The organism is Chryseobacterium sp. C3 (assembly GCF_014218905.1).
GTDB lineage: Bacteria > Bacteroidota > Bacteroidia > Flavobacteriales > Weeksellaceae > Chryseobacterium > Chryseobacterium mucoviscidosis.
Map to the genome: position 1 here is coordinate 539,959 of NZ_JACLCU010000001.1, position 21,749 is coordinate 561,707.

The 21,749-nt window shown below is 35.8% G+C and carries 19 protein-coding genes; 6 read left to right on the top strand and 13 right to left on the bottom strand.

Annotated features, from left to right (window positions below; genetic code table 11):
• Positions 1-57: 57 nt before the first annotated feature.
• A complete protein-coding gene (locus tag H6W53_RS02470; RefSeq protein WP_185204726.1) occupies positions 58-1,137 on the bottom strand; it encodes a glycosyltransferase in 1,080 nt (359 codons plus the stop codon).
• A gap of 591 nt (positions 1,138-1,728) precedes the next feature.
• Entirely contained in the window at positions 1,729-3,933 is a 2,205-nt protein-coding gene (gene recQ, locus H6W53_RS02475; protein ID WP_185204727.1) for a DNA helicase RecQ, read from the bottom strand.
• Between the two features lie 159 nt (positions 3,934-4,092).
• On the opposite strand from recQ, the gene H6W53_RS02480 reads away from it, so the two are divergent.
• The 4 genes from H6W53_RS02480 to H6W53_RS02495 all read left to right on the top strand — a co-directional run bounded on the left by H6W53_RS02480 (position 4,093) and on the right by H6W53_RS02495 (position 10,114).
• Positions 4,093-5,052: an SIS domain-containing protein gene (locus H6W53_RS02480; protein ID WP_185204728.1), complete on the top strand. Its 960-nt coding sequence runs from the start codon at positions 4,093-4,095 to the stop codon at positions 5,050-5,052.
• A 128-nt stretch (positions 5,053-5,180) separates the two neighbouring features.
• Positions 5,181-6,008 (top strand): twin-arginine translocase subunit TatC, encoded by an 828-nt coding sequence (tatC, locus tag H6W53_RS02485; protein WP_185204729.1) that lies wholly within the window; start codon positions 5,181-5,183, stop codon positions 6,006-6,008.
• A gap of 453 nt (positions 6,009-6,461) precedes the next feature.
• Entirely contained in the window at positions 6,462-8,090 is a 1,629-nt protein-coding gene (locus H6W53_RS02490) for a M1 family metallopeptidase (RefSeq protein ID WP_185204730.1), read from the top strand.
• A 167-nt stretch (positions 8,091-8,257) separates the two neighbouring features.
• A complete protein-coding gene (locus H6W53_RS02495) occupies positions 8,258-10,114 on the top strand; it encodes a PDZ domain-containing protein (RefSeq protein WP_185204731.1) in 1,857 nt (618 codons plus the stop codon).
• A gap of 407 nt (positions 10,115-10,521) precedes the next feature.
• Here H6W53_RS02495 and H6W53_RS02500 read toward each other — a convergent pair whose 3' ends face one another.
• From H6W53_RS02500 to pepE, 4 genes are read right to left on the bottom strand one after another with little or no spacing between them, the layout of a single operon-like run.
• Complete coding sequence (locus H6W53_RS02500) at positions 10,522-11,676, bottom strand: sensor histidine kinase (protein WP_228457736.1); 1,155 nt, start codon at positions 11,674-11,676, stop codon at positions 10,522-10,524.
• A gap of 7 nt (positions 11,677-11,683) precedes the next feature.
• Complete coding sequence (gene dacB / locus H6W53_RS02505) at positions 11,684-13,054, bottom strand: D-alanyl-D-alanine carboxypeptidase/D-alanyl-D-alanine-endopeptidase (protein ID WP_185204732.1); 1,371 nt, start codon at positions 13,052-13,054, stop codon at positions 11,684-11,686.
• Between the two features lie 47 nt (positions 13,055-13,101).
• Complete coding sequence (locus H6W53_RS02510) at positions 13,102-13,953, bottom strand: hypothetical protein (RefSeq protein WP_185204733.1); 852 nt, start codon at positions 13,951-13,953, stop codon at positions 13,102-13,104.
• On the bottom strand, positions 13,953-14,645 hold the full coding sequence (gene pepE / locus H6W53_RS02515; protein ID WP_185204734.1) for a dipeptidase PepE: 693 nt from the start codon (positions 14,643-14,645) through the stop codon (positions 13,953-13,955). The genes H6W53_RS02510 and pepE overlap by 1 nt, the downstream gene beginning before the upstream one ends.
• A gap of 184 nt (positions 14,646-14,829) precedes the next feature.
• Here pepE and H6W53_RS02520 point away from each other — a divergent pair, with 184 nt between their 5' ends.
• Positions 14,830-15,393: a hypothetical protein gene (locus tag H6W53_RS02520; protein WP_076389929.1), complete on the top strand. Its 564-nt coding sequence runs from the start codon at positions 14,830-14,832 to the stop codon at positions 15,391-15,393.
• Positions 15,394-15,439: 46 nt separating this feature from the next.
• On the opposite strand, the gene H6W53_RS02525 is transcribed toward H6W53_RS02520, so the two are convergent.
• Positions 15,440-15,922, bottom strand: coding sequence for a YdeI/OmpD-associated family protein (locus H6W53_RS02525; RefSeq protein ID WP_185204735.1), 483 nt, complete (start codon positions 15,920-15,922; stop codon positions 15,440-15,442).
• A gap of 34 nt (positions 15,923-15,956) precedes the next feature.
• On the bottom strand, positions 15,957-16,112 hold the full coding sequence (locus tag H6W53_RS02530; protein WP_175608765.1) for a hypothetical protein: 156 nt from the start codon (positions 16,110-16,112) through the stop codon (positions 15,957-15,959).
• A gap of 42 nt (positions 16,113-16,154) precedes the next feature.
• Between H6W53_RS02530 and fsa the strand changes: the two genes are divergently transcribed.
• On the top strand, positions 16,155-16,808 hold the full coding sequence (fsa, locus tag H6W53_RS02535) for a fructose-6-phosphate aldolase (RefSeq protein WP_076389923.1): 654 nt from the start codon (positions 16,155-16,157) through the stop codon (positions 16,806-16,808).
• A 60-nt stretch (positions 16,809-16,868) separates the two neighbouring features.
• On the opposite strand, the gene H6W53_RS02540 is transcribed toward fsa, so the two are convergent.
• The 5 genes from H6W53_RS02540 to H6W53_RS02560 all read right to left on the bottom strand — a co-directional run bounded on the left by H6W53_RS02540 (position 16,869) and on the right by H6W53_RS02560 (position 21,590).
• Positions 16,869-17,711, bottom strand: a complete 843-nt coding sequence (locus H6W53_RS02540; protein WP_185204736.1) for a GLPGLI family protein — start codon at positions 17,709-17,711, stop codon at positions 16,869-16,871.
• A 26-nt stretch (positions 17,712-17,737) separates the two neighbouring features.
• A complete protein-coding gene (locus tag H6W53_RS02545) occupies positions 17,738-18,298 on the bottom strand; it encodes a sugar O-acetyltransferase (RefSeq protein ID WP_185204737.1) in 561 nt (186 codons plus the stop codon).
• A gap of 85 nt (positions 18,299-18,383) precedes the next feature.
• A complete protein-coding gene (locus H6W53_RS02550) occupies positions 18,384-19,286 on the bottom strand; it encodes a GLPGLI family protein (RefSeq protein WP_185204738.1) in 903 nt (300 codons plus the stop codon).
• A 70-nt stretch (positions 19,287-19,356) separates the two neighbouring features.
• Positions 19,357-21,222, bottom strand: coding sequence for a M56 family metallopeptidase (locus H6W53_RS02555; protein ID WP_185204739.1), 1,866 nt, complete (start codon positions 21,220-21,222; stop codon positions 19,357-19,359).
• Positions 21,223-21,224: 2 nt separating this feature from the next.
• Positions 21,225-21,590 (bottom strand): BlaI/MecI/CopY family transcriptional regulator, encoded by a 366-nt coding sequence (locus tag H6W53_RS02560; protein WP_076389915.1) that lies wholly within the window; start codon positions 21,588-21,590, stop codon positions 21,225-21,227.
• Positions 21,591-21,749 lie beyond the last annotated feature (159 nt).

A 21,749-nucleotide genomic window follows, 5' to 3' on the forward strand; every position in this document is an offset into this window, starting at 1 on the left:
TGTTTTCTGAAATTAAAAGTCCAAAATTAAAAAATATTAGCTGAATACTCAAGACGGTTATTTCATCAGATCCAGCAACACCTTTTCGTACTGATTTAAAATAATATTCTTGGAAAATCTGGATTTTATCGAATTTTTAATGGCTTCATTTTCGTGATTTCCATGAAGAATTTTCATAATTTTCTGTGAAAATTCTTCATAATTTTCAATATTCGCAATTTCACCATTGGTATCGTCCTGAATGATTTCGGTAATTCCTCCTGGACAATTATTGGCTAAAGAATACGTTCCGCAAGCTCCGGCTTCAAGTAACACATTCGGAAAGCCTTCATATCTTGACGAAAGAATAAACAAGTCTGCATATTTTAAAAACTGATAGGGATTTTCCTGTCTTCCGTGAAAGATCACGTTTTTTAAGCCTAAAAAATCTTTCATTTGATGCAAAACCTCACGATCCTGTCCGTCACCCAAAATATGAAGCAGGATATTTTCGTTTTTAAGCCTTGAGAAAACTTTCAGTAAGTTATCAAAACCTTTTCTTGCCGATAAATTTCCGATCGCGACAACATTTTTATAGCCGTATTTAAAACTTTCCGGTTTATGGGAAATTTTAATTTTTTCATCAATAAAATCAAAATCTACAGGATTGTTTATTTTAACGATTTTCGAAGGTTTAATCTTGAAATTTAGCATCAGATCATGCTTCATATCATCACTCTGCGCAATGATCGTATCGTAATTGTTATAGAAATTGTAGAAAAATTTAATTTCCTTTCTGATAACGTGCTGAGAAACAACATTGGTTTCTCTCGCAATAAATTTTGTTTTGGGAAAAACTTTGATGAATAAAGACAGATAAGCGTTTACTTCTCCAAATCCGGAAAATACAATATCCGGCTTTCTGCGGTAAATTTCCCTGAGAATAGGTTTTAAAGAGTGTCTTATTCTTTCCGTATTAACATCAATGATTTCAACGTCATCTTTCAAAATACTGAGATAACCTCCCTGTTTGCGAAGAAGCAAAATCTTAGGCTCAAAACAATCCCGTGAGAGATGATTTGCAATGGTGGTAACAATTCTTTCTGCGCCTCCGGTTTCCAGATCCGGCAGAATAAATATGACAGAAATCTTTTTCATCACTGTAAAATTAGTAAAAAGTTTTCTTAACCTTCAAACCAAACCTATAGAGTTTATTTAATCTTTTTTATAAATAAAAATATACTTATTGGAAAACGCAAAGACGCAAGATCTTTATTAGTCTTAAACTTTTAAGGCGTAAGAAAATCAAAGATTTCCAATAAGAATTGATGCCTAATTTTATCGTAGATAAAATATCTTTGCGCCTTAAGACAAGGCCGTATTTAATGAATGTTTTGCGTCTTTGCGACGATTATAGCTATTAAGTTTAAACATTCTGATTAATAATTTCAGTATGAAATTAAACTCTATTTAATTTTTTCATTTGTTCAGTTTGTCATTCCGTAGGAATCTCAACATAAAATTTTCTAGTACTACATTTAGATTCCTACGGAATGACAAACTTTACGAATACCACTTAAATGAGTACTTTTTCTTAAAATAAAAAAGAAACTCCTCGTGGGAAGAGCTTTTTTTTTATTTTTTTCCCTGAAGAAACCAGTCTATAAATCCCCCAAAAAGAAGTAAAAGGAAATAGCATCCTATCAAGAAAATTATAATATACAAAAGATATTTTAATACATCTTTCATTTAGTTGGCAACATCGCTGATGAATTTTATTCTCAACATTCTCACCTCTTCATCCGAAAGTTCGTCTCCGAATTCATCTAAAAGAACTTTCATGCTGTCGCTTTCAGACTCATTCATGAATTCCATGAAACCGTCAACAATATCTTCATCAAAATTATCTTCAATATAATAATCGATATTTAGTTTGGTTCCCTGATAAACAATACGTTCCATTTCCTTGAGCAATTCATCCATCGAAAGATTTTTGGCTCTTGCAATATCTTCAAGATCAATCTTTTTATCGGTACTCTGAATGATGAAAACTTTGTGACTGGATTTGTTTGCCACCTGTTTAAGAACCATATCCTGAGTTCGCTCGATATTGTTGTCTTCTACATATTTACTGATGAAATCTGCGAATTCTTTACCGTATTTCTTGGCTTTTCCTTCTCCGACTCCGTAGATTTTAGTAATTTCTTCCACCGTAATCGGATACTGAACCGTCATATCTTCCAAACTTGGGTCCATGAACACCGTGTAAGGCGGAATTCCGTGTTTTTTGGCAACTTTTTTTCTTAACTCTTTAAGCTGGTTGAATAAATTCTGATCCAGACCGCCTCCGGACTGCATCTGAACCTGATCGCTTTCCGCTTTTGTCTGTGTTAAATCAAATTCTCTGTCTTCCGCAATCATAAAAGAATGTTCCAGTTTGCCATCAAGAACCAGTCTTCCCTTTTCAGCAATTTTTAAAACGCCGTAAGTTTCAATATCTTTCTGTAAAAAATTCTGAACCGTTGCCTGTCTTAAAATTGTTTTCCAGTGGTTGTCTTTTTCTTCTTTTCCAAAACCGAAATAAGAAGTCTGTTCCAGTTTGTAAGACTTAGTAACCGCAGTTTCTTTTCCTGCGATGACCGAAATCAGATCTTTGGCTTTAAATTTTTCTCCGGTATCATTAATAAGCTCCAGAACTTTTTTAAGATCGTCTGTTGCATCTTTTAATTTGGGCGGATTCGATGAATTATCGCACATTTTTGCTCCGTCACCATTGATCGGATCAAAATTTTCCCCAAAATAATACAGAATATACTGTCTTCTGCTCATCGAAGTTTCGGCGTATCCTACCACTTCATTGAGAAGCTGCAATCCGATTTCTCTTTCAGAAACAGGCTTCTGAGCAAGAAATTTCTCCAGTTTTTCAATATCTTTCGGATCGTAGAACGCGAGACAATGACCTTCTCCTCCGTCACGACCTGCACGACCGGTTTCCTGATAATAACTTTCCAGAGATTTCGGAAAATCGTAATGTATTACAAAACGTACATCCGGCTTATCGATTCCCATTCCGAAAGCAATGGTTGCCACAATTACATCCACTTCCTCCATCAGAAATTTATCCTGATTCGCCACCCTTATTTTCTGGTCGAGACCTGCATGATAAGGCAGCGCATTTACGCCGTTTACCTGCAGAAGCTGTGCAAATTCTTCAACTTTTCTTCGGCTCAGACAGTAAACAATTCCGGATTTCCCTTTATTCTGACTAATGAACTTTACGATTTCCTTGTCTACATTTACCTTAGGCTGTACTTCATAGTAGAGATTCGGTCTGTTGAAGCTTTCTTTAAAAACCAGAGCATTCGTCATTCCCAAAGTTTTCTGGATATCATCCTGAACTTTTGGTGTAGCCGTTGCAGTTAGTGCAATTACCGGAACATCGGCAATTTTATCGATAATGGATTTCAGGTTTCGGTATTCCGGTCTGAAATCGTGTCCCCATTCTGAAATACAGTGTGCTTCATCAATGGCAAAGAAGGAAATTTTTACATCTTTCAGAAAATCCAGATAGTCTTCCTTAATTAATGATTCCGGGGCAACATATAAAAGTTTGGTTTTACCACTTTTAATATCGTCGAAAACCTGTTTGGTCTGCGTTTTGTTTAATGATGAATTTAAAACGTGTGCTACTCCATCGTCAGATGAAAGCCCGTTCACGGCATCTACCTGGTTTTTCATCAACGCTATAAGCGGAGAAACCACAATTGCCGTACCTTCCGAAATAAGAGCCGGAAGCTGATAACATAAGGATTTTCCTCCTCCTGTAGGCATCAGAACAAATATATCCTTCCCGTTCAAAAGGTTTTCTATAATCTGCTCCTGCTGTCCCTTAAAAGTAGAAAACCCGAAATATTTTTTCAATTCGCCTGATAAATTGGCTTTTTTTGCGCTCATCTAATTTTCTATTGCTAAATTTGCATCTAACCCAAAGATATGAATTTTTCGCTTAAAATAAAAGCGAACGAATTTATAAAAAATAAAATTTATATTAAATATCCTTTTAAAAATATAACGTTTTTTAAGAGATTTTTCGTATAGCCTGTAAAAGTAAAAATGGAAAGAGCCGACATTATTTCAATCGCAAAAAGTACGTTAGAAATAGAAATTTCAGAATTAGAAAAACTTAAATCCAGACTCAATGAAGATTTTGCGAAAGCCGTAGAAATTATTCATTCTGCCAAGGGAAAACTTATCGTGGTGGGAATCGGTAAATCGGCACATGTTGGAAATAAGATTGTTGCCACCCTGAATTCCACAGGAACCCCTTCTCAGTTTTTACACGCTTCGGAAGCCATCCACGGAGATCTGGGCGTTATCCAGAAGCAGGATGTTGTGTTGTGCATTTCAAATTCCGGAAATTCACCGGAGATTGTGAATCTGGTTCCTTACCTGAAAGATTATTCTTCTGCATTAATAGGAATGACGGGAAATAAATCCAGTAAACTTGCTGAATTTTCCGAAATTATTTTAGATACGTATGTAGAAAAGGAAGCGTGTCCGAATAAACTTGCGCCTACCAGTTCAACCACTCTGCAAATGGCTTTGGGAGATGCTTTGGCGATTGCTTTAATGGAAATGAATGATTTTAAGGCGAATGATTTTGCTAAATTTCATCCGGGAGGAAGTCTGGGTAAAAATTTAATTTCAAAAGTAGATGATTTTCTATCTTCCCAAAAACCTCAGGTTACAGAAAATGATACGGTAAAAGATGTCATCATCTCAATCAGCGGTTCCCGACACGGAATTACAGTTGTAACGAATAATGACGAAATTATCGGGGTGATTACCGACGGTGATTTAAGAAGAATGCTCTTAAAAGGTGATGATATTGCTAAAGTTCTGGCAAAAGACATCATGTCTGCGCATCCGAAAACCATCGAAAGAAGCGCTCTGGCTAAGGAAGCCATGAAAATTTTAAAGGATAATAATATCGGACAGCTTGTGGTAACTGAAAACGGAAAATATTTCGGGATTATCGATCTGCACAAATTGCTGGATGAAGGAATTAATTAATCAGAATGTATACGTAAAAAAAATTATTTTTTTTCATAATAAATAGGCATCTGCATTTAAAAAAATGAAACATCTCTTTTTACTGAAACTTTTTCCCTAAATTTGAAATCTTAAAAAAATATTATCCTGTGAGTGATGCTAAAGACATGTCTTTTTGGGGACATATTGGTGAACTGAGAGGTCATCTCATCCGTTCAATTCTTGCTATTATAGTTGCTGCAGTTATTATCGGTTTCAATATCAACTGGATTATGGATCACGTTTTCTTTGGTCCTACCCGAAATGATTTTGCCACCTTTGAGATTGTTAATCATTTTTCCAAAATGATTTTGGGCGAAGACAGCATTCACCTTCCGAAAGATTTTCCGGTTCGTGCAAGCAAGCTTTACCAGCAGTTTAATGTGATGATGGCAGTTTCCATTTTTGGAGGAATTGTTTTGGCTTTTCCTTATATTGTGTGGGAACTTTGGAGATTCATCAGTCCCGCTTTACATCCGAATGAAAGAAAAAATTCAATCTTTATCATCAATTCGGTTTGGATTTTATTCATGACGGGCGTTTTATGCGGATATTATTTAATCCTTCCTTTTGCCGTTAATTTTGGGGTTATTTTCAAAATTTCCGATATTATCATTCCGCTTTACGATTTAAGTGATTATACAACTCTGTTTTTACAGGTAGTTTTAGGAATGGGGGTAATTTTCCTTTTTCCGGTTCTCATCTATTTCCTTACCACCATCGGAATTCTTACACCAACCTTTATGAAAACATACCGTCGTCATGCGATTGTTTTAATCATGGTGGTTGCAGCAATTATCACTCCGGCAGACGTTTTAAGTATGTTGATGGCTGCATTCCCACTGCTTTTACTGTATGAATTCAGTATCATCATGTGTTCGTATACGTATAAGAAAGTTCAGAAAGCGACTGGAAATTTACCTACAGTTCAGAAATAATTTTTATCCATTCAAAATATAGTCCCGTAGATTTTCTGCGGGATTTTTCTTTTTCAGGAGCTTTATCGCGCTTTCCGCACTCGCTATTTTCAAGGTTCAGTTTTTGCGGCGGCTTTGCCGCCGCAAAAACTGAACCTTGAAAATGAGCTCAGACAATTGCTGCAATCGCGGCTAGGGTTTTTGTGTGGAAAAGAATTGTTTCTGAAAATATTGATAGCAAGTCTTTTGTGGATTGTGTTTTTTTTAACCACCCCGTCAAAAATTCTGAAGAATTTTTGACACCCCTCCAAAGGAGGGGAATTTTACTTGGAAACCATTGATTACGAAATGATAACAACAAAGAATGTAACAAACTTTTACTTCTTTCGTCTAATTAAAAAGATCGTAATAATTTAGATAAGCTGAATTTTACGTCTATTAAATTTCTATTTTAGCGATTATAATTTAATTCAGATGAAAAAACTTTCATATACGCTTTTGTTTGCAGCAAGTCTTTCTTTCGGACAGTTTTTCGAGAAAGATAAGGTTTTCACGAAACAGGATACCTTAAAAGGTTCCAATACACAATTCCGAAACTTTTGGGATGTCAAAAAATATGACCTTTCCGTAGAGCCGGATTTTGCCACGAAAAGTATTAAAGGAAACAACAAGATCAGTTTTGAGATCATTAAAGACGTTACAAATCCTACGTTTCAGATTGATCTGCAGCAGCCAATGAAAGCGGACAAAGTGGAAGCCAGCTTTCCGGTTGCAGAATATAAACAGGATGGCGATTTTATCTGGATCAAAACCAATAAAAGCTTTAAAAAGGGTGAAAAATATACTATTGACGTCACCTATTCCGGAAATCCAACCATTGCAAAACGAGCTCCTTGGGACGGAGGCTGGGTTTTCACCAAAGATGAAAACGGAAATCCGTGGATGAGCGTTGCCGATGAAGGAATCGGAGCTTCTATCTGGCTTCCTACCAAAGATATCTGGGACGATGAACCTGACAATGGCGTTGTGATGAAAATCATTACTCCCAAAGATTTAGTGGGGGTTGGAAACGGAAGATTAATAAGCAAAAAAGCAGAAGGTGATAAAATGGCTTACACATGGGAAGTTAAAAATCCGATTAACGCCTACTCTATCATTCCGAATATTGGAAAATATGTAACCTTCAAAGATACTTTTAACGGAGAAAAAGGGAAACTGGATCTGGATTACTGGGTAATCGATTATAATTTAGACAAAGCAAAAAAACAGTTTCAGCAGGTAAAACCGATGCTTTCAGCCTTTGAATACTGGTTTGGACCCTATCCTTTCTATGAAGATTCTTACAAGCTTGTAGATTCCCCTTATTTGGGAATGGAGCACCAAAGTAACGTTGCGTACGGAAATGCTTACCAAAACGGTTATCTGGGGCAGGATCTTTCCGGAACGGGAGTTGGATTAAACTGGGATTACATCATTGTTCATGAAAGCGGACATGAATGGTTTGCGAATAATATCACAGCAAAAGATCTGGCAGATATGTGGGTACACGAAGGTTTCACGATGTACTCCGAAGTCTTGTTCACCGAAAAATATATGGACAAAAAATCTGCGGATATTTATGCACAGGGAATCCGCAACGGTATTCAGAATGATGTTCCGATCATCGGGAAATACGGCGTAAGAAATGAAGGAAGCGGCGATATGTACCCGAAAGGCGCAAGTATGCTTCACACGATCCGTCAGGTCATCAATAACGATGCGAAATTCAGAGAAATTTTAAGAGGAATCAATAAAGATTTTTATCATCAGACGGTTACTACCGAACAAATCGAAAATTATATTTCAAAGAAATCCGGAATCGATTTTTCGAGTGTGTTCAATCAATATCTGAGAACCACAAAAATTCCGACACTGGAATATTCTCAGAAAGGCGAAGAACTGAAATTCCGCTACACCAACGTTGTAAAGAATTTAAAACTTCCTATTATTGTTGACGGAATCACCATTAATCCAACCGAGCAATGGCAGACTGTAAAACTTAAAAAAGGAAATCCGGTACAGTTTAACGAGAATTATTACATTGATTATAAAAAGGTACAGTAAAATCTTAATAATACAGGCAAAATCGTTTTTCGGTTTTGCTTTTTTGTTTCATTTATTTAGGAATCAGTATTAAATTAATTACTCTCTGTAAATTTTAACAAAAATTTAAAACTTTTAAAGTAACAAAATCAGTTTTTCATCAACTACTTAGATATAATTTGAACTCAATGAAAAAAATAGCACTAAGTTTAGGATTACTGGCTGCGTTTTTTGTAAATGCACAGTCTATAAAAACTACAATAGATCTGGTAAATGTAAAAGACGATAAGGTTGCCGTAACGATGGAATTTCCAAAAATGAAATCCGGTGACGTGAAGTTTCATTTTCCTAAAACAGTTCCCGGAACTTATTCTGTAGACGATTACGGAAGATTTGTGGAAGGAATTAAATTTTTAGATAACAAAGGAAAAGAGATTGCTTTCACAAAAGTAAATGACAACACTTACGCTCTGAAAAACGCTCAGAATTTAAGCAAAGTAACTTATCTTGTGAACGACAGTTTCGATGAAGAAATGGACGATTCCAAACACAAAGCGGTATTTTCACCTTCGGGAACAGATATTGAAACCGGAAAAGTTTATTTAATCAATACCCACGGTTTTATAGGTTACATCGATAATATGCAGGATGTTCCTTATCAGTTGGTTATCCAGAAACCGACAGATTTCTACGGCACAACCGCTTTGGTAGATCAGGATAAATCTGAATCTACAGACACCTATACTTTAGCGAATTATGCAAAAGTGACCGATTCTCCGTTAATGTATACAAAACCGGATTATGTGACGTTCAACGCGGGAGGAATGGATCTTGTATTGGGCGTTTATTCTCCGACAGGAAAATACAAAGCCGCAGATTTCAAAGAAAATCTTGAGAAAACGGTGATTGCACAGAAGAAATTCTTAGGTGATATGAACACCAACAAAAAATATGCGATCATGCTTTATCTTTCGGGGATGGAAGAACCGCACATTAAAGGTTTCGGAGCTTTGGAACACCACGAATCCACAAGTGTTGTCCTGCCTGAAATGATGCCAAAAGATGCGATTGACAAAACCATTACAGACGTTGTTTCTCATGAGTTTTTCCATACGGTAAATCCTTTGAAAACACATTCGGAAGAAATTCACTATTTCGATTATGCAGATCCGAAAATGTCTCAGCATTTATGGATGTATGAAGGCGGAACAGAATATTTTGCAAATTTATTCCAGATTCAGGAAGGTCTCATCACAAAAGATGAATTCCTTCAGAGAATGAGCGAAAAAATCGCCAACTCCAAGAACTATAACGATACCATGCCTTTCACGGTAATGAGTAAAAATGTTCTGAAGGACGAATATAAAGACCAGTATAGAAACGTTTATGAAAAAGGTGCGCTTCTTGCGATGTGTCTTGATATCGAATTGAGAAAGCTGTCCAACGGAGAAATGGGCTATCGTGACATGATCCGCAAACTGTCGCAGCGATTTGGGGAAAACAAACCGTTTAAAGACGATAAACTAATTGACGAACTAGTAACAGTTACAGGGTATCCTCAGGTAAAAGATTTCTATAATAAATACATTTCAGGAGATCAGCCGACGCCTTATGCACAATATCTGAGTCTTGTTGGTGTAGAAGCAAAAAAACAGGAAACTCCGCCAATTTTCTGGTTCATTAAAGATCCTCAACAGACCGGTTTTGATGATAAGGACAATGCATTTGTATTCGACGAAAGCTCTGCTCTGTCTCCTTTCTCAAAAAGCATCGGATTTAAAATCACTGATAAAATCGTTGCTCTGGACGGAAAAACCATCAATGTTCAGAATATCCAGTCGTTTGTAGAATATGCGAAATCTGTAAAGGAAGGACAAAATGTAACGGTAACAGTTCTTAGAAAGAATGGTGACAAAACAGAGAAAATCGATCTTAAAGGGAAAGCAATTCTGGATAAAATGACGATCGAAACGCTTCAGTTCAAATCTAATCCAACAGCCGCTGAACAAAAATTACAGGATCAGTGGTTAACCGGAAAAAAATAAATGCAGCTAAGATTAAAATTAGGACTTAGTAATCAAGCGGGGAATTTTCTCCGCTTTTTTTATTGTCAATGTGGGCAGCAAGAGTTTTTGAGCAAACGGATGTTTCTGCAAGTTCAGCATGACATTGCTAAATCCAACTGCTATTTTGAAATTTTGTCAGACTGAGCTTGTCGAAGTCTTTGTAAATGCTGTAAATAATGGATAATTTTTAGGAGCTTTTTCCTGCTTTCCGCAAACCCTAAATACACAAAATGAGCTCAGACAAAGCTTCAATCAGGGCTAAAATTCAGGTCACTCCTTATAAATATTCAATAAAAAATTGTCAGTTAACAAAAATCAAAATATAAATTTCACAGCTTAGATTCCTCCGGAATGACAAACTTTACGCAGCACATTCCTGAAACAATTTACCCTTTTTTAATTGTAATCCTAAAAGTCGTTCCCTTTCCTATTTCCGTCTGGGAAATTTTAATATCTCCGTTGTGATATTCCTGAATCACTCTTTTTGCAAGAGACAATCCCAATCCCCAACCTCGTTTTTTGGTGGAATAGCCCGGTTTAAAAGCATTTCTTGCCTGTTGTTTCGTCATTCCGCTTCCCGTATCCTGAACTTCAACAACAATATTTTTATTTCTTTCTAAAACAGACATAGAAATAGAGCCCTCTCCTTTCATCGCATCCACTGCATTTTTAACCAGATTTTCAATCACCCAGCTCATCAGGATTTTATTATGGGGAACCAAAATCGTGTAATTGGGAAGGTGAAGTCCGAAATTGATCTTTCTTGAAATTCTTGTTTTCAGATAATCGTAATTTTCCTGAATGGTGGAGTTAAAATCTTTATCATTCAGTTCCGGAACAGAACCAATCTTCGAAAACCTCTCGGAAATCGTTCTTAATCTCTCAATATCTTTTTCAATTTCATGAACGCCTTCGGAATCCGGAGTATCCAGCTTCATAATTTCCATCCAGCCGATCATGGAAGATAATGGAGTTCCGATCTGGTGTGCAGTTTCTTTAGCCAGACCTGCCCAAAGATAGCCTTCGTCCGTTTTTTTAATCGTCCGTAAAAACCAGAATGAAAAAAGAAAATAACACAGAATAAAAAACCCTAAAATGTAGGGAGAATACCGAAGATTATTCAGCAGTTCTGAATTATCATAGTATACAAACTGATTGTTTGCATTGGGAACTTTTATTTCGATCGGCGGATAATTTTTAGCCATTTTGTTAGCCAAAGCAACAATTTCAGCAGAATTATTTTCAATATCCTGCGGAATATTTTTATGCTCGATAATCTGTCCGTTCTTATCGAGAATAATCACCGGAATCGTGGTATTCGAACTGTAAATCTGCAGCAGCAAAGCCTGAATTTCCAGACTCGGAACCTTCACTTCCTGCTGAAATTTCAGCGCAGTGACTAAAATGTCTACCCTTTTTACTTCTTCTTTTCGGAGGAAATTAAAAAGTATCGTAGAAGCAATAACAATCGTTAAGACAACAATTGTCATCAGCGTAAAAATAATCCAGTTGTTAAGTCTTGCAAATATGGATTTCTTCAAGGCAAATTTATTTTAAAACATTCAGGATTTTCTGCAGTTCCGTGCTTCCGCTCCCTTCATAATTGTTAATGATAATGGAGAAAACATATTTTTTTCCGTCTTTTGAGGTGTGATATCCTGCATAAGATTTGGTATCGCTCATCGTTCCGCTTTTCATTTTCATGCCGTTATCATGCGTTGGAAAACCATCATAATAAGATTCAAACCAAGGCTGTTTTCTGGCGTACAGCAAAGCCTGAACTTCTGCTTTCGCAGCAACATAATTTTGCGGAGAAAGTCCGCTTCCGTCTGCAAAATTAATCATATTCGGATTGATCCCCTTTGATTTCCAGAATTCTTTAAGATAAGCCACTCCACTTTTAAAACTTGGATCGCCTTTTTTCTCTTTTCCTAACGTTTTTATTAAAGTTTCACCGTAAAAATTGATACTTTTTCTCAGAAACCAGTAAATAATTTTATCCAAAGTCGGCGATTCGTAAGTAAGAATAATATTATTTTTCGGAGCCTGCAATGCTTTTTTTCCTTCAATTTCCAGTTGGGAATTGGTAACCACTTTCCCCGAAAAATCAATTCCCGAATCTTTCAGCCATTGTTTCACTTCCGCTCCAAGCTGCAAAGGCGGATTGGGAACCGCACCGGAAACCGTAACCGTTTTGGCAGGTAAAGTTCCGTTAATCAGTGCAACGTCAGAATGCGGCGCCGTAAAAATCAGACTCTGATCTGAACTTCCGCCCACTTTAAGATCATTCAGCCAGTTAACTCCTTCAAGCGGATAAGAGAAGCTTTTGAATTCATTTCCGTTGATATTGATATCGAACTGATTTTCGCGCCAGTTGATCCCCCAAACTCCGGCTCCGTAGTAATTTCCAAGATCATTCCATGGCCATCCTCCCGGAATCGTCTGATGATCAAAGTAAGAATCGTCGATCACAAGATCTCCTGAAATTTTTTTAATCCCGGACTTTTTTATGGCATCAATTAATTTCTGCTTAAAAATCTCGGGTTTATAAGCTTCATACCTCCAGCTTCCCAATGTGGGATCTCCGGTTGAACTGATGAAAAGGTTTCCGTTCAGGTTTCCACCAGAAATATTTCCGGAATATGATGAAGTAGTCTTATAGGTGTAGTTCTTTCCTAAAATCTCCAAAGCTGCTCCGGCAGTAAATATTTTCTGCGTAGAAGCTGTGGAAAGTCCTTTATTTCCCTGATATTCGTAGATAAAATTTCCGTTTTCATCGGAAACATAAAATGATAAGTTAGACGAAATTGCCCCTGAAGAATTCATCAGGTTTTTGGTTGCTTCATCCAGTTTCTGAGTAATATTTTGGGCAAAAATAATCTGTGTTGAAAGTAAAAATATAGGTAGGGAATTTTTCATTAAGAATTATTTATTCAAATATAATTTAAATTACGGTACTTTTAGCCTTACCAGTATTTTTTAAACTCTTCAAATTCATCAATATTAAAAAGGATTCTATGATTTTCAGTCTTTTCAAAAGATTTATCACAGAATGTGAAAACTTCCTCATAACCATCTTCATCTATAAAAAGCAACATCTGACATTGCTTAATATATTCTGTCTTATTTTCATAATCTTCCAGAAAAGAGTTCTGCCACGGTTCTTCATTACACCTTAAACATCGGTCTTTCCATAAGGATAGGTGTCCGCAAATTTCACAATTATTCAAATTTTCAAACATCAATCTAACAGAATTCTGAATCTCTACAGATAAAACAGCGAGAGGGAGAGATTTTAACAACAGATAATAATTAGGAGTTCTTGCATCAAGCGTTATATACTTTTCATTCCCAGTTAAATAAACCCTCATCTCTCTAAAAGAATTGAGCATTTCTACTTTTTTGATCTGGTTCATTTTAAAAAGGAATGTATCATTAATCAAAATATTATCACCTTCAATATTGATAACAGATATCTCCTTTATATAATGATCGATACATAACGTGGTGTCCCAGCCTTTTACAAATCTTAATTTACCTTTCTTTCCACATTCTTCGCAGGTTTGAACTGATAACGTTCCATATTTTCTTATTATTTTCTGAATTTCTATATTCAGCTTTTCATCTTTAGAGAAGGAATAGCAACGCAGCTCACCAAATTTTTCTTTTCCTCCCACTTTCTCGTTTAAATCCCAACCAGCAAGACAAAACTCTTCAAGCATATTCCTGATCAGATTACGCCATCCTGAACCGTTAATTGAAAAATTGAGCAAATTATTTTCAATAAACCGATCTATTTCTTCTCTTGATAATTCCATTATAATTGGTAACCCGCTTCGATCTCGTAAGGTTCTTTATCTTTCTCAAAAATTCTAGTGAGTTCGGTTCCTTCAACAGTAATTTTATCGCCCATTCTTCTGATCCAGTTTCCTTCACGAAGTCCAACAACTTTTAAGTCATTCTGTGTTAAAAATTCTTTAATTCTGGTTTCTCTGGTTTCGCCATTATGTTTAAGTTCAGGATTCGGATCGAGATAATGCGGATTGATATTGAACGGAACCAGCCCCATACAATCAAAACTTGGAGGATATACAATCGGCATATCGTTCGTTGTTTTCATATTCTGTCCGCCGATATTGCTTCCTGCGCTGCATCCGAGATAAGGTTTTCCGCTTTCAACATTTTGCTTTAAAATATTCATCAAGCCTTCTTCATGTAAAGTTTTTACCAGTAAAAAAGTATTTCCACCCCCTGTAAAAAATGCTTTTGCACTGTTTATGGCTTGTATTTTATCCTCAAATTCATGAAGACCTTTCACTTTAATATTTATGGTTTCAAAAAAAGAACGTGCTTTTGCTGTATAATCGTCATGAGAAATTCCGCCCGGTCTTGCGAAAGGCACGAAAATGATTTCGTCGATTCCATCATATAATTTGATTAATTCTTCTCTCAGATATTCCAGATATGCTCCACCAAAAAGTGTGGACGTTGATGCCAAAATGATATTCATAACGGATGATTTGTCTTATAATCGTTGTTTTACAAAGATAACCGAATCTGCAGCGAATCAAAAATAATGATAAAAAAACATAGAATCCCGTTAATATTTTCCAAAAAAGTTTAAAGGTTCTAAAATTTAGACGTTTATGGAATTATAATTGAACTTTAGTTATCAACTTGAAAAATGTAAGATTATGAAAATGATTAAAAGTAATATTCAAAACCTGTTTTTAGGTTTGATGTTTATAGGAACCGCAAGTTTTGTAAATGCGCAGACGACACAGACAGACAGTACAGCTGCTGCAAAAACAACCACAACAACCGCTCAGTCGACAGGAAATCCAACGATTGACGGTCTAAAAAAACAGATCGAAGCCAACCCGAAAGATACCGAAGCTTTGGCAAAATTAGCCGGAGCGTATCAGGATGCTTCAGACTGGACAAACGCAATTGATACATGGAAAAAGATTTCGGCTTTAGTACCGGATTGGGCGCCATCTTATTATAGTCAGGCTTATGCCTATCAGTCTGCGAAAGACGATGCCAATGCAAAACTGGCTTATGAAAAGTATATTGCAACGGTAAAACCTGAAGAGGTGGAACAGAATAAGAAAAATCTGGCATATGCCTATTTTTACGTAGCGTTCTCCGAACAGCAGAGCAATCCTGATAAAGCAAAGGAGCATATTGCTAAATCCTTACAGTACGATCCTACAAATCAGGATGCTGTAAAGTTAAGCAAAGCTTTAAATTCATAGTTGTGAAAGATCCGAAGAAATTGTCTTCGGATCTTTTTTCTTTTTATTAAATTTTCCTGCCGAAAAAGTCTGTTTCTCCTTTCAGATGCTGAATGATTTTCTGAATATTTCTCTGGATGATTTTTTCAGTTTTCAGATGATTGATATATTTTATCAGCTCTGATTTTCTTGAAGGGGTTAATTTTTCAAAGTTTTTTAAGGCGACAGGATTCTCGTTGATGGCTTTCTCCAAGTCAGGATGCATAGAAATTTTTCTCTCGGAGTCATCATATTCAATAAAAATATCAACTGTTTCGCCAATTCTTTTTGGGGAATCTTTTAGCATGGTTACATTAATATACAACCGCCATTCTCCTTTGTATTTCATTAAATTCTGCTTAAATTCTTTGCCGTTCACTGTTCCTTTTACGGGAATCGGACTTTTACTTCTGCCTGAATTTTCAAATACAACGGTGAGAATTTCTTCAGGAAGAAAAACAAACGGATTAATTCCGATAATTTCAAGTTTCGCGATGAAATGGTTTTTCATTACTACTTTATTGTTAACTAAATTAGTGATTATTTTAAAACTGTAAATCTTTAACCACCCCGTCAAAAATTCTTTGATTTTTTGCCACCCCTCCGAAGGATGGGAATTGTAATTCTCTACTATTCACTTTTGTTTTAACAGAAACTCTTCCTGAATGCGGAATCTCATCTTTAATTAATTTTCCACTCAAAAAGGAATGATTATCTTTGTAAAAAATAAATCTGTAAAACAAATGAAATTTTTTATTGACACTGCTAATTTAGAGCAAATAAAAGAAGCGAAAGATCTTGGAATTCTTGATGGGGTAACAACCAACCCGTCTTTAATGGCTAAAGAAGGAATTCAGGGAGCTGAAGCGATTAAAAATCATTACAAAGCCATCTGCGAAATTGTAGACGGAGATATTTCTGCGGAAGTTCTTTCTACAACGTATGAAGAAATGATTAAAGAAGGAGACGAATTGGCAGCAATCCACCCGAATATCGTGGTGAAAATCCCGATGATCAAAGACGGAATCAAAGCGTTAAAATATTTTTCAGATAAAGGAATCAAAACGAACTGTACGCTGATTTTCTCTCCGGGACAGGCTCTTTTGGCTGCAAAAGCAGGTGCAACTTATGTTTCTCCTTTCCTGGGAAGACTGGATGATATTTCAACTGACGGATTGAATTTAATTCAGGAAATCAGATTGATTTTTGATAATTATATGTATGAAACTGAAATTTTAGCAGCTTCTATCCGTCATTCGATGCACATCATCGACTGTGCTAAAATCGGAGCAGATGTAATTACTTCACCGCTTCCTCCGATCTTGAGTTTACTGAAACACCCTTTAACAGATAGCGGATTGGCTCAGTTTGTTGCAGATTCTCAGAAATTATCTTAATATATCTTTATATTTCAGAATAAATTACGGCGCGGAAACGAAGTTTCCGCGCCGTAATTATTATTTCAGTAAATCCAGTTCCAGAAGATTATTGTCTTTTGCATTGTCTTCTTTCACTTTTCTCTCACGCTCTCGAATCATGTCTTCCACATCCAGCTTATTTCCTTTTTCGTCGGTCATCATGATTTTGGTTCCGCTGGAAAGCATCTGCCGTATTCCTTTTGTCGGATTGATCCGGTAATCCAGAAACTGTTTTTTATATTTTTCCTGATTTAAAGGAATCAATGCTCCGAATCTATGATTTTCTTCCTGACTTTTCCATTCCCGATCTTTTAAATCTATAATTTCCTTTAAAACATAAGAATGAGAGTTCGTCTGATCTTCCAGCTTTACAATTAATCCCGGTAATCCATGAAATTTATACGGTCCGTCCTGAATCGGAATATCGGCAACAAACCAAGCCGTCCATTTTCTTCCGGCGAAATCCGTGGTTGCTTTTTGTGCATTAAATTCACCCACTTTTTCTTTTTCCGGTAAAATTTTCCATTCCATTTTCCTGTCATCGGAAACTTTGTACTCATCCATATCCAGACGATTGAAAAACAAAATCTTATAGTCGGGATAAGATTTTTGAACAACATAAGGAACCATTCCGAAATTAATTTTAGAAAAATCTCCGTTCTGATGTTTCGACTGAGCCTCGATCAACGAATCTGAAATATATTTGTCTGTGCTGTAAAATTTCGAACCTTTTTTAGAAACATCAAGGTATATGGATTCTGTGATCGATACATCTTTTTTTGTAGAATCTGAAACAAATCTGTACTCATAAACAAAACGTTTATTCTGAGCATTAAACAGCATTCCCAATAGCAACGCAAACGCAATAATGATCTTCTTCATTAATATTTTTTATTTAGTTTAAATTTTTAATTCATTATATTCTTAATCACTTTACAGGGATTCCCCACTGCAACCACATTGTCCGGAATGTCTTTGGTTACGACACTTCCCGCTCCGATCACCGAGTTATTTCCGATAGAAATTCCGGGAAGAACCACTACATTTCCTCCGAACCAGACGTTATCTCCTACTGTAATGGGATGAGCAGATTCAAGACCTTCGTTTCTTTGTTTAAAATCTATGGGATGATTTGCCGTGTAAAAACTACAGTTGGGACCGATAAAAACATGATCTCCGAAAGTTACTTTTGCACAATCCAGAATTACCAGATTATGATTCGAATAGAAATTCTCTCCCACTTCAATATTATATCCGTAATCACACCAGAAACTGGGTTCTATGCAGATATTCTGTTTTGTTTTGCCTAAAATCTTTCTCAGCAGTGCCGCTCTTCCTTCAGCATCAGAATTTTTCAGGAGGTTGTATTCCTGACAAAGATCTTTTACTTTAATTCTTTCTTCAATAAGTTCCTGATCGTAATTGGCATTATACAAAAGTCCTTTCGCACATTTTTCCTTTTCCGTCATATTTTATGATTTGCAGTTCTAAAGATAATAAAAACAAAACAGGGCAGAAATTACTTTTGCCCTGTTTTAAGAAATATTTAATTTATTATTTTACCAGATCCGGCTCAATAGGATTGTTATTTTTTGCCAGAGATTCTTTTGTTCTCTTTTCCATTTCCCTGAAAACCTGATTAGGATCTGAGATTTCTTTTCCGTCTGAAGTTTTCACTTTAAAAGTCATCTTAGAATTATCGGTATTCCTCATCATCATTTCCCTCATGTTTTTAGCAGGATCATTTACATAATCTTTCCACGCTTTTCTGAACTGATCTTCCGTTACTTCAAGCTCTTTTCCGCCCATTCCGAAAACCCTGATGTTTTGCGGAAGTTCTGGTTCTTTTTCTGAAGCAGTAGATTGGGTAACCTTTTTATTTCCGACTAAAGTCATGATGTGGGAACCTGTAGTATCTTCAATTTTAACAATCAGTCCCGGTAAACCGTAGAATTTATAAGGTCCGTCCTGAAAAGGAATATCCGTAGAAAACCACGCAATCCATTCTCTTCCGCCAAAGCTTGTGGTTGCTTTCTGCGTATTGTATTCCCCGATTTTCTGCTTGTCGGATAAAATTTTCCATTCCGGTTTCTGATCTTCTCTGATTTTATACTGATCCGAAGAAACACTTCTGAAAAGATATGTTTTAAAATCGGGATAGCTTTTGGTTACTTTGAATGAAACCTGTCCCGGATTTTCTCTTCTGTTAACACTGATATTTCCGGAAAACGATTTGATCTGCTTTTCCAGTTCTGCTCTGGAAGTGGAATCGGCGACAAATTTTGTTCTGCTGTAATAATTCGAACCGTTTTTATCAATATCAAGGTACATCATTTCGCTTTTCACGTCTTCCTTATTATTGGAATCGGGAATGAATTTGTAATCATAGAAAAAACGGTTGATCTGTGCATTGGCAAGAATTCCTGCCAATAAAAAGAGGAGTAATTTATATTTCATAAACTGTATTTTTAAAAAAAACTCTGCTGTTATTTAGCTTTGAAATAATCAGCAGAGTTTAAGAACTTGATTATTTAGTCTGAATTCGGATTTCGCCCTGCATTTTTCCGTCTATGTTTCTTTTGTTTACATCCATTCTTTTAATGGTTTTAGAATCCAGAGCCTGCATTTCTTCATTGGTAGATTCTTTTCCGTTAATATAGATCTTCATATCTCCCGCTCCGTTCAGATTTTTGATGCCCGAAGCAACAACAGATTGATTTTTATTATCGATTTTAATATTGTCTGCATGGATTCTGAACACTTTTTCATCCGGAAAACCTCTGAAAGTATTGCCGTAAATGTACACTTTTCTGTTTCCGTCCAATGCTCTTCGTTCTGCTTCCAGTTTAGCTCTTTCGCCTTCTAATTTGGCTCTTTTTTCTTCCAGCTTTGCTCTTTCTTTCTCAAGTTTCGCTCTTCTCTTAGCGATTGCAGCGGATTCTTTTACTTTTGGTGTAGAAAAATTGAAGCTGTTTTCAGATTCCGGCGACCATTTCATATCTCTGGAATCACGGAAAGAATATACTTTTACTTTTGGCGCGTTTGGCGCTTTCGGTGCATTGGGCGGACTTGGAGGAGCATCGGAAAATTCAAAATTCATTTCTGGAATATCAGGAATTTCAATATTAAGTTCTTCCAGCTCTTTCATTTGATCTTTCCATTCTTTGGATTTAAAATAATCGTTGATATTAACATCCTTTCCGTCCATTCGGATCACCATTGCCGATTTCAGAAAATCTTTTGAGCTTGCAATTTTTCCAATTTCTCCGGATAATTTTCCGATTTCTTCGAGGTTTTTGTTGTACTCGTCACTTTCAGGCTTAAAATTCTTCAGATTCTGGCTTTTTTCCTGAATCTTTTTGCTTAAATCTGCTATTTTTTTGTCGTCTTCAGATTTTTTATACACTTTTGGAGTTACGACAATTCGATCTTTTGAATCTGGAGTAATGGTATCTTTTTTAATAACAATTTGATCTCCTTTTTTAATCTGAGAAACGGCTTTCTCAATTTCTATATTTGTTGCTTTAATTTCTTGGTTTTTGGCATTTACTAAATAGGCAAACGCAACAGAAAATACTACCGGCAATGCAAAAATTCTACGCGCATACCCGAATTTGGTTTTAGGTTTTTGTAACATTTTTAATCGTTTTTTTAGATTTGAACTAAGAAACGGACTGGTTGCAGGCAACTGGTTTCCGGAAAAGTGGCTTGCTAAAAGCATCTGCGCAAATGCTTTGGTGTCCGATTGTTTTACGGCTTTTTTATCAGCCAGATATTCGTGAATTAAACTAATTTCTTTTTTGATGAGATGAAAAAAAGGATTGAACCAGAAAACAGAGGTAATAATCTCAATAAAAATTTTATCGAAGGAGTGTTTCTGTTCAATATGCACCATTTCATGCTTCAAAATCTGTTTCCCGAGATCAGAATTCAGTGTTATGGAATTCTTCCAGAAAAGATTTTTAAAGTAAGAAAAAGGAGCCTCGGATAAGTTTGTATGGTAAAAATTAATACCGTCGAAACTTTCTTTCTGAAACTGACTTTTAAGCTTTTGGATTCTGAAAATCCCGTAGACAAATCTTCCTAAAAAATAGAAAGAAACAAGTCCCAAAGCCGAAAAAATAATTCTAAAATAAATGTAATCATTGTTTGAGTTTTTAATTGTATTAAAATTCTGTACCTGATCTATCAACTTATACAAGTCATTGCTTACTTCAATGGTAAAGTCTTCGACCTTTATTAAAGGAAGCAATAAAGAAATGAGCATCGCAGACAAAAGATAAAATCTGTTGTAGTGATGAAACGTCTTGTCTTTTAAAGACAACTGATAATACAGAAACGTTACACCGGAACATAAAATAACTTTTCCGAAATAGAGAAGTACAGTTTCCATGGCTAGTTTTTCTTTTTAAGTTCGTTTAACAGCATCTCAAGATCTTCCACCGTCATTTCATTTTTTTCAACCAGAAAAGAAACGGCACTTTTGTAAGATCCTTTGAAATAATTTTTCACCAGACTTTTAATGGTTTTTCCGGAATACTGCTCCTTGGAAACCAACGGAAAATACTCATGCTGTCTTCCGTATACATTATAGTCTACAAATTCTTTTTCTTTCAGCACTTTTAAAATGGTAGAAACGGTATTGGTGTGAGGCTTCGGTTCAGGGAAAAGATCAAGAACGTCTTTCAGAAATCCTTTTTCCAGTTTCCATAAATACTGCATCACCTGTTCTTCTGCTTTTGTTAAAGTCTGAATTTTCATATCCTTTTCATTTTTATCATTAAACGTGACATAAAAATATTCACGAAAATTTTATATCACTAAGAAATTAGTTATACAAATGTAGAAATAAAATCCATCCAAACAACTATTTTTTTAGTGATAAAAGACTAAAATACATAAATAATTGATAATCAAATA